This window comes from Methanomethylovorans sp. (genome assembly GCF_041305605.1).
Lineage (GTDB): Archaea > Halobacteriota > Methanosarcinia > Methanosarcinales > Methanosarcinaceae > Methanomethylovorans.
The window spans coordinates 1-6,871 of sequence record NZ_JBFYLB010000133.1; the positions used below are offsets into that span (position 1 = coordinate 1).

The following is a 6,871-nucleotide window of genomic DNA, read 5'->3' on the forward strand; positions in this document are numbered from 1 at the left end:
ATAATCGATAAGTATAAGGCTTAAGAACTAATTGCAATATCAGTTAGTATATAGTCTGATAAAATGATACATCCCCTCTTATAGAAACAAGCTCAGGTGGTTCGATTCATGGTTACAGAGATAGAAGCAAAGGTGATCGAAGCTAAAAAAGCATCTATCACACTTGCAAGTGTGAGCACGGATAAAAAGAACCGTGCACTTGAGGAAATGGCAAATGCACTGGACATTAACAGGCAAGCCATACTTTCAGCTAATGCGAGAGATCTGGAAGCCGCTGAAAAAGCTCAGAGAAAAGGTGAACTTTCCCAGGCGATGGTAGACAGGCTAAAGGTTAGCGACAGTAAAATAGATGGCATGATAGCTGGCATCTTGGACGTCATAAAGCTCGAAGACCCTGTTGGCAAGACGATGGATTCTCTGGAGCTTGATAATGGATTGGAGCTTTATCAGGTAAGCTGCCCTATTGGTCTGATAGGAGTAATATTTGAATCCAGGCCGGACGTTGTTCCCCAGATCATGGCACTTTGTCTTAAGAGCGGGAATTCTACTGTTTTCAAAGGTGGAAGCGAGGCACTTAACTCAAACAGGGCTATCTTCAATGTATTGGTAGAAACAATCGAGAAAGTAGAGGGAATGCCAAAAGGAGCATTCCAGCTCATGGAAACCAGGGAAGAAGTAATGGATATACTTGCTATGGACGCCTACATCGACCTGCTTATACCCAGAGGCTCTAACGCATTTGTAAAGTTCATTCAGGATAATACAAAAATATCTGTACTCGGTCATGCGGATGGTATCTGCCATGTATACGTCGATGACGAGGCTGATCTGGCAAAAGCATATACGATCTGCTTTGATGCAAAAGTGCAGTATGCAGCAGTTTGCAATGCCATGGAAACATTACTGGTACACGAAAAGATAGCAGAGAAGTTCCTGCCTAAAATGGCTCAAATGCTTGAAGGTGCAGGCGTGGAATTGCGCTGCGACAAAAGATCTTTTGCGATACTGGAACATATAGATTTCATTAAAAATCTGGTACGTGCCGTGGAAGAAGATTGGAGTACCGAGTACAACGACCTTATTCTTTCCATAAAGCTGGTGAGTTCGATAGAAGAGGCCATTGAGCATATAAATATATATGGCTCCCACCATACCGATGCCATTGTTACCGAGAACCAGAAGAAAAAGAAAAAATTCTCTGACCTTGTAGACTCTTCCAGTGTTATGATAAATGCATCCACAAGATTTGCTGATGGTTTCAGATACGGTAAAGGAGCAGAAGTAGGCATAAGCACTAACAAGATCCATGCCAGAGGACCGGTAGGCATGGAAGGACTTATGATATACAAATATGTGCTCATAGGAAATGGAGATAAAGTTGCTGACTATGCCGGCCCGTCAGCAAAGAAATTCACTCATAGAAAATTAGATAAATTACTATCCGATGTGATAAAAGAAAAATAAATTATGCAGAGGCAATGTTCTTGAGTAACAGGAAAGAGCTTTTAGGCGATATAAACAAAATTGTAGTAAAAATAGGCACCACATCCATAAACCAGGATGAAGGTAAACTTAGCCCTACTTTTTTAGACTCCATAGCTTCACAGGTTTCTAAACTCCATAATGCCGGCAAGAAAGTAGCAATAGTAAGTTCTGGCTCCATTGGACTTGGCGTTGACGTGCTTGATCTTGACTCAAGACCACGGGAAATACCTGTAAGACAGGCTGCAGCCGCTGTGGGACAGAGCATACTCATGCAGGAATGGAGTAAGGCCTTTAATAAGTATGGACTGAAGGTCGCCCAATTGCTCCTTACATACGAATCTTTTTCCAACAGGCTAACATACCTTAACCTTAGGAACAGCATGCACACCCTGCTTAGTTATGGTGTCATCCCCATCATCAACGAAAATGACCCTATATGCGTACATGAGATAGAGGCCACTTTTGGAGATAATGACAAGCTCTCTGCCATGGTTGCCAGCAAGACGGAAGCAGATCTTCTGATAATACTCTCGGATATTGATGGGCTCTATGATAAGAACCCACACAACAATCATGGTGCTAAACTGCTTCACCTCGTAGAAGAGATTACACCCGAAGTAGAAAGCTACGGAGGAAATCCGACAAGCCTTAAAGGTGTGGGAGGCATGAGAACAAAGATAATGGCTGCCAAGATATGCGGCCTTGCAGGTTGTCATACAATGATAGCCAGCAGCAAAGAAAAAGACATCCTCCTCAGATTGCTGGATGGAGAGGAAATAGGTACACTGCTCCTGGCGAATAAAGAAGTACACAAGAACCGCATACGATGGATCTTGTTATCCAGATCCTGCGGTTCAGTTGAAGTTGACGAGGGAGCAAAAGAAGCTATAAAAAATAGCATGAGCCTCTTACCTTCTGGCATAACCAATGTAAACGGTGATTTCCGAAGAGGAGACATTATTGAAATAAAATCTAACGGGGAAATCTTTGCAAAAGGAATCACTGATTACTCGTCAAGTGAACTGACAAAGATAAAAGGTCAGCATACCAACCAGATAGTAGATATTCTTGGATACAAAAATTATAACCATGTGATCAAAAAAGAGAACATTGGACTATTCTGAAGATCAGTCCTCTTTTTGTCATTTATTCTAACTTTTACACTCACTTAAAGTAAAGAGGCAGGTAGTCAAAAGAACTGCCTGCAACATTATACGTCGTGTCGCATATCCCATCCTGATCTGTATCTGTAGCTGTCTGGCTGAAACCTGTTCCCTTTGGTGAAGCCCATACATTCCCTCCGATATATGAACCACCTGCTATGTTTGTACCTGCACTTTTTGTGATGTTCCAGGTATTCGACCCATCATTGGCAACATTCTTAACATTGTTGAACATGTTGTTGTAGACAAGGTTCGAACCGGAAGATTGCAGATATATACCATACCATTCATTGAGTGAAACATTGTTGGTTTTTAACATATTGTTATCTGCCAACTGCGCTAGGTAACCATACTTATTGTAGATCAGCCCGTTCTCCTGAAGTGTGTTATAGGTACTCTTATACAAGCGTATCCCATATTTGTTGTATGCTACCTGATTAGAAACAATGTCATTGTAGCCTGAAGAATCCAAATATATCCCAGAGCTAGTACTATTGCGAACTTCATTGTCCACCAGCATGTTAATATCTGAAAGACTTAGACCTACACCTATTTCATTGTCTTTTGCAACATTTGTAAGAATGGAATTATTGTCACTGGAAAGCAGGAAAGCACCATAGCTATTCTTCTGCAGATAATTGCCATCTATAATGTTTTCATTACTGGACTGGAGACGGATACCCTGTTTGTTTTCTAGCACCTGGTTATACTCAATGATATTGTTATGGGATGTAAGGAGGTAAATACCCTGTAAACTATTGCCATTTACCAAGTTTGCAGTAACAGTACTAAAAGAACTGTTTATAAAGTAAATGCCCTGATTATTAGAGGACAAGGTATTGTTGGAAATAGTGTTCTCACCGGTAGATTGCAATAGGAAGCCATAACTATTGGATCTTGCTATATTTTCATCCAGTACATTGCTATTGCTCGACTCGAGACGGATACCTGCTTTATTATGTATCAAATGATTGTTTTTAACATAATTACCATTAGATGCTACAAGATAGATACCTTGATAAACATTAAGGCTGGCAGTATTGTTCAAGACAGTACTGGAAGAGCAGTCGACAAGATATATCCCCTGGTTGTTGGAAGATACATTATTGTTGGAAATAGTGTTATCAGTGGCAGATCGCAATAAGAACCCATAGCCGTTAGATCGTACTAAATTAGTATCCAGGATATTTCCATTGCCTGACTGAAGGCGAATACCTACATTATTTTGTATGACATGATTGTCCTTCACAATATTATCGTCAGATGTTAACATGTAGATGCCTTCTAACGAATTGGAGTCCAGAGTGTTGTTTTGGATGGTGCTGAAAGAACAATCAATAAAATGAATACCCTGATCATTAGAATACAAAGTGTTATTGATAATATTATTGTAAACCGAATATTTTGAAAATATACCGTAAATATTGGATCGAATTGTATTGCCATCCAGAACATTACCATGAGTAGACCTGGGAGTGATCCCATCCAATCTCAGCAGCGTCAGATCCGATCCCACTGAGCTCGCATTTGATAGTTCCATAAAAGCAACTTGTGAACCATCCCTTGCCATATTAGCTGAAACCGCATCAAAAGAAGAAGAGGATAGCAGCAATATTCCATAAGTACTTGCACTGACATTATTACCTGTAAGATAGTTATCCACACTGTCATCCAGCCTTACACCTTGCAGATTGGAATTGAGCGTGTTATTATTTACGACACAGGCTGATGCACCAAGCAGATACACACCCTGACCCACATTGGTATAAACTTCATTATCTGAAACATTGCAATTAGATGAACCGCTAAGAAGAATACCTGCGTTGTTACCTGTTACTTCATTGCCTATAACATCTACATCCACAGATGAGCGGACATATATACCATAATTATTGCTGGTAACAATGTTGTCATAAACACTACCACCTTGTGCTCCATCTAAGTAAATACCTTTGTTGGTAAGCGAACCGGTCACATTAAAGCCCGAGATCGAAACGTTGGAGGCCGTCACATAGAAAACGTGTCCTGCTGGATTGAGTGCTTTCACTACAGTACCATTAGGGTTACCTGTGAAAGACCTTATAGTAAGCTCTTTGTTTACTCGCACATTATCCTGAAGTGTTCCTGGATCCACCAGGATAGTATGTCCTTTAAGTGTTAATGGGTCCTTCACTGCAGCACTAATATTGAAGTAAGTTTTACCGGTATCGAAGTTCATCACCGGCATTGAGACAGCATCTGATGTCAACGCCTTTATACAGAGATTGGCATTGGAGAACGCTGACGTGATATCCTCCCATACCTGGCCATTTTCACCAATGTAACTCTCCCCGGCATTTGATGTTGCTGTACTGCTGTAAAGATAAGGCAAGGGTACTTCCATGGCCAGAGGATATCCATATCCTGAAGTAGTTAATTTGACAACCACAGAGAATTTCTGGCCTGTGGTAAGGTCCACATGGTCATCCAGGATTACAGTATGGTAACCGGGATGAGCAAAAGTGCCTGAAACATTGCTTTTCAAGTTCCCAAGCGGACCGGAAGCAGGGTCCGTATAAATAAATACTTGATAGCTGGTAGCTGAACTGGTAGTATAGAATGATACTGCTTCCAGTATTTCATCCGATGTGGCGGTATACACGTTTGCTCCCCATACCACAGTATCTCCGTAGCCCACGGATGCTGTCCAGCCAAGGGGATCGTACTGATAGATGTTATCGTAATTATTTACCTGTTCAGCTGTGAAAACGGCATTGGTATTTCTTTTTCCAAAACTGGAATCGTAATATGAAACATAGAAATAGCCATCTTCTCCCCAGGAATCACCCCAGCTGTTCTTTACGATGAAAGCCCCATTGCCCGGAGCGGCGGGAGAGAACTTTTTACTGTCAAAACTATCATTCCATCCTACTATAGTGACACCATGCCCCCCAGAAGTTGAAGAGCCGGTGTAATAGTAAGAATAATTGTTAGAATTATAGGATGGATCGGACCATATCATGGAAGCATATACCGCTCCATATTGCTGAAGAGCCCATTTGATAGCATCGTTGTCAAGTGATGATTTCCTCGTCGGAAGGAAAATAGCTTCCTGCACATGTTTAACAGCGCTTACCGAAGGGGAAGAAGTATTAAATGGATCGTATGGGTCTTTGGACTCTAGTACTGGACCATCCCACCTGGCAAGGTAAGCAGTTGCCATCTGCGCATTTCCACCATAACATGGATCTACGTCGAAGCCATGCAGGTTTTTCAGATTCTGTTCCGACATATCAAGATTTTGACCTGGCATAAGAGTTGACTCAAGAGAACCATAAGATGCAAAGGCCCAGCATGAACCACATGAACCCTGGTCCTTTACAGAAGTAACCTTTTCCTGAGTCCTGAGATCATAATACGCGACATAAGTATCCAGCGTTAGCGCCAAAGGAGAGAAATCAACATAAGAGAAATCAACTGTGTCTGGTAACTGGCCTGTAGCAGTTACCTCATCACTTCCTGACATGTCTATACTTTGAGCCTGTGTTGTGAAGTGTGCCACGAAATCAGGATTTATTGATTCCTGAATAGGAACCGACGAATTTGCAAAGGCAGTACCAGATGTACACATCAAAGAAAAGATAATTAACATTAAAAGATCGTTTTTCTTCATAGCTATTCCTCTTGAAACGATATGAACATTATAATATAAATAAATATATAATATTTGTTTCACTTTTCAAAGACTTCTAATGACCTGAAACAATAATTGTAGTATTGAGATAACACCACTCCAGAAATTATAACTGCAAGAACAACATAAGCAGCCTCATAGGACACAAAGTGGCTTTTATGGAAAACGATGCATTTAAAGAATTGAAGGAAGCCGTTCTGGAAAAGATAAGCCCGAAACCTGAAGAAAGAGCTCATCTGAAAGAGATAGCAGAATTGCTTATCAAAAAAGTAGAATACGTAGCCTGTTCAATGGGTTTGAAAGATGTGTCCGCAAACCTTGTGGGATCTGCTGCCAGAAATACGTGGATATCGGGCACACATGACCTGGATATATTTATTATGTTCCCCGGAAATGCCAGCCGGGAAGAACTCGAAAAAAACGGACTGACCATTGCCAGAAAGATAGCTGAAGAATCGGAGAGTTTTGAAGAACGTTATGCTGAGCATCCTTACATAAATATGAGATACAGAGGATTCGATGTGGACATTGTCCCCTGTTTCAGGGTTGA

The 6,871-nt window shown here is 41.1% G+C and carries 4 protein-coding genes; 3 read left to right on the forward strand and 1 reads right to left on the reverse strand.

What is annotated here, in order from left to right; all coding sequences use genetic code 11:
• Positions 1–108 precede the first annotated feature (108 nt).
• Both ACCM36_RS08375 and proB read left to right on the forward strand, forming a co-directional pair.
• A complete protein-coding gene (locus ACCM36_RS08375; protein ID WP_370573300.1) occupies positions 109–1,464 on the forward strand; it encodes a glutamate-5-semialdehyde dehydrogenase in 1,356 nt (451 codons plus the stop codon).
• Positions 1,465–1,484: 20 nt separating this feature from the next.
• Positions 1,485–2,609 carry a glutamate 5-kinase gene (proB, locus tag ACCM36_RS08380; RefSeq protein WP_370573301.1) on the forward strand — a complete coding sequence of 375 codons (1,125 nt, stop codon included), beginning with the start codon at positions 1,485–1,487 and terminating at the stop codon, positions 2,607–2,609.
• A 40-nt stretch (positions 2,610–2,649) separates the two neighbouring features.
• Here the strand turns inward: proB and ACCM36_RS08385 are convergent, their stop codons facing one another.
• Positions 2,650–6,300, reverse strand: a complete 3,651-nt coding sequence (locus ACCM36_RS08385) for a NosD domain-containing protein (protein ID WP_370573302.1) — start codon at positions 6,298–6,300, stop codon at positions 2,650–2,652.
• Between the two features lie 179 nt (positions 6,301–6,479).
• Here ACCM36_RS08385 and ACCM36_RS08390 point away from each other — a divergent pair.
• Positions 6,480–6,871, forward strand: a 392-nt coding sequence (locus tag ACCM36_RS08390) for a nucleotidyltransferase domain-containing protein (RefSeq protein WP_370573303.1), incomplete at its 3' end; no start/stop codon positions are given.

Coding starts and splice junctions, on each gene's coding strand:
- ACCM36_RS08375 (WP_370573300.1), top strand. CDS start 109: ATGGTTACAGAGATAGAAGCAAAGGTGATCGAAGCTAAAAAAGCATCT.
- ACCM36_RS08385 (WP_370573302.1), bottom strand. CDS start 6,300: ATGAAGAAAAACGATCTTTTAATGTTAATTATCTTTTCTTTGATGTGT.